The 2831-nt window shown below is 61.1% G+C and carries 2 protein-coding genes and 2 pseudogenes; 2 read left to right on the top strand and 2 right to left on the bottom strand.

Features of this window, described 5'->3' with window-relative positions:
• Nucleotides 1-412 precede the first annotated feature (412 nt).
• Both X771_RS135740 and X771_RS135745 read right to left on the bottom strand, forming a co-directional pair.
• Nucleotides 413-1618 (bottom strand): beta-ketoacyl-[acyl-carrier-protein] synthase family protein, encoded by a 1206-nt coding sequence (locus X771_RS135740; RefSeq protein ID WP_031196279.1) that lies wholly within the window; start codon nt 1616-1618, stop codon nt 413-415.
• On the bottom strand, nt 1619-1894 hold the full coding sequence (locus X771_RS135745; RefSeq protein WP_023673543.1) for an acyl carrier protein: 276 nt from the start codon (nt 1892-1894) through the stop codon (nt 1619-1621). It abuts the gene before it with no gap.
• 573 nt (nt 1895-2467) lie between these two features.
• Between X771_RS135745 and X771_RS1000000168630 the strand changes: the two are divergent.
• Both X771_RS1000000168630 and X771_RS1000000168625 read left to right on the top strand, forming a co-directional pair.
• Nucleotides 2468-2569, top strand: a pseudogene (locus tag X771_RS1000000168630) (LysR family transcriptional regulator); the annotation flags it as partial.
• A gap of 96 nt (nt 2570-2665) precedes the next feature.
• Nucleotides 2666-2831, top strand: a pseudogene (locus tag X771_RS1000000168625) (IS1380 family transposase); the annotation flags it as partial.

The following is a 2831-nucleotide window of genomic DNA, read 5'->3' as shown; positions in this document are numbered from 1 at the left end:
GTGGCGGATCTGGAGGCCAGCACGACAGCACGCCTGGAAGCGTCGGCCAAGAGAGGCAAGGTCCGCATGTTCAAGGAGCTCATTGACGGCGCCCGCGGCGCGGCCGGGCCGGCAGCACTCAGGCGACTATAACGGGCGCAGAGCCGACCCTGCGGCTTCCAGACATTGTCGTGTACAGCTTCAGACCCTCAAGCCGAGCCCGCATGGCCTCGCTTACCTTTTACGGGGCGGCGGTCCGTCCAAGCCGGTTCAACAGTTAAGAATTTCGCAAAGACGATACCCCCGGATCCTCGAGCTTCCGCTGCCACTTCCCGCATTCGCCGAGGCGGTCAATGACCCGCCCTTCACAAGGTTATCCCGGCAAGCATCTGGATGCGAGAGATAATGTTGCCGGAAGCATCTTTCATGGCTTCTACACCTGCCTGAACGCCAGAACCGCGTTCGTGCCGCCAAAGGCGAAGGAGTTGCTCAGTGCCACGCGCACCTTGCGCTCGCGTGCCACATTGGGCGTGACGTCGAGATCGCAATCGGGGTCCAGCTCACGATAATTGGCAGTCGGCGGGACGACGCTCTCGCGGATAGCCATCACGCAGGCGATCAACTCGAGCGCGCCGGACGCGCCGAGGCAATGCGCGTGCATGGACTTGGTAGAAGAAATGGACATTGAGAAGGCGTGCTGACCGAAGACGCGCTTGATCGCCGCCGTCTCGATCTGGTCGTTGGCCTTGGTGCCGGTGCCGTGCGCGTTGAGATAGTCGACATCCTCGGCGTCCAGCCTGGCATCGGCAAGGCAGGCCCGCATTGCTGCCTCCGGCCCCTCGACAGTCGGCGCGACGATGCCGGACGCATCGGCGGAAAGGCCGACACCGGCAATTTCGGCAAGGATGGTGGCGCCCCGAGCCAAGGCATGCTCGTAGCTTTCCAGCACCGCCATGCCGGCGCCTTCACCAAGCGACAGGCCCTGGCGATCGGCCGAGAATGGCCGGCAAGTATCGGGCGAAAGCACGCGGATCGCTTCCCATGCCTTCAGCACACCCCATATGAGCGGCGCTTCGCTGCCGCCGGCAAGCATCACGTCGGCCCGGCCGAGCCTGATCTGGTCCACCGCGCAGGCAATCGCATGGTTTGCCGAGGAACAGGCGGACGTGACGCCGAAGACCGGCCCGCGCAGGCCGAGACTCATGCTGACCTGGCCGGCAGCGGCACCCGGCATCGCCTTGGGTACAGTCAAGAGAGCGGCACGCTTACCGCCCAGAAGGATGGCGCGGTAGGTTTGCTCGATCGCATCCCACCCGCAGCCGCCAACGCCCACCGCCGCACCGAAGCGATAGCTATTTCCCTCTTTGGAGGAAAGTCCGGCCTGACGCATGGCTTCGCGCGCCGCAAGCACAGCGAGCAGGCTGAAGCGGTCCATGGAGATGAGTTGCTTGCTGTCGATGTCATGCTCCGGCAGGGCCTTGATCTCGGCACCGATCCTGACCCTCAACTCATGGAACTCGGAGTTGACGATTGGGCCGATGGCGGAGCGGCCTTCTCGCATCTCTGTCCAAATGGCGGCGGCGTTGGTTCCAAGCCCGCAAATCCCGCCAATCCCAGTAATCACGACGCGCCTGTCCATTCACACCCCCGTAGGGAGCAAGCTGCGCACGGCTTCCACCATGCCCCCAACATTCTGGAGATCCGACCATGCCTCGGCCGTATTCATCTCGATCTCGATGCCGTAGGCCTGCTCCAGGTCCCAGAGAACGTCCGCCAATCCCAGTGAATCGATACCGAGCGAAGTCAGTCCCGTGGCAGCCGTTATTTCGCCGCCCGTGGCAGGCGCTATGCCGCCCTCCGACGCGGCGCGCTTCTTGATCATTGCGATTATTTCGTTGGCGAGTTGATCTGCCATCTTGTTCCTTTCCAGCTTGCGTTTTCGGCGTCGTTCAAAACCCGAGTCGCGTCGCGTTGCCAAAATTGCCCCTCATAGAGCCTGTGCGCCGACCAAGCCCAATGCCCATAGCAACCGGACGAGTTCCGGCTTCTGCGGCGTCAGCCCGATGACGAAGAAAAGTCGCCGGCCTCCCGCTTTTGCGCCAGCACATCAAGAATCTGCGTGTAAATGGATAGGAACCGTCGTCAAACGTCAGCTAAACGCTGCGACGGTGGGTGCTGTCAGCGTATTCACTCGGCACCTCATATGTAATCGAGATGTTTCATAGCTCCGGACCAGTTGCGATCAACTATGTACCGGTCGCCATTCGTCGGAGAGTTCGACATGATTTGGAGCGCTGCCTCTCATTCCCAGTACAATCTCCACCGCACGCGACAGATTTCCTCTTTCGGGCTCTTCTCAAGGGACTCGCCACGCGATAGAGGCAGTCATCGGCGCACGTGAGGTCCTGCCAGGTCCATGCGACATTCCGGAAAATTGGTAAAATCGTTTGTTTCAATCAAATTCATCCACGCTATGGATAGCTAAGACATGCGTTTCAAAGGGCTCGATCTGAATCTTCTCGTCGTTCTCGACGCGCTGCTTAGCGAGCGCGGCCTCACGGCGGCGGCACGCAGCATCAACCTAACCAAATTCATGGGGGTTGGTGGATGTGGCGCAAGCCCGTTGAAATGACGTAGGATTTGGTTGCTTAAGCCGATCCGAAATTTCCCGGAGACCACACCCACCATGAACGATCTTGCGCTGCCGCTGAGCGGTTTGTCATCAGTCGGCGGCTAGTCCGTCGTCGCCCGTTTCGACGGCGGCATGCTGTCGTCCAACAGCGGCGTTCTGGCCTTGGCCGAGGTGGAAAAGCGGTTGCGGGTGGCCGAGCGTCTGGCGCGTTGCATCGACG

Source organism: Mesorhizobium sp. LSJC269B00 (genome assembly GCF_000502815.1).
Lineage (GTDB): Bacteria > Pseudomonadota > Alphaproteobacteria > Rhizobiales > Rhizobiaceae > Mesorhizobium.
The sequence above is the reverse complement of the archived record's forward strand: the minus strand, read 5'-3'. Positions and strand labels throughout refer to the sequence as shown.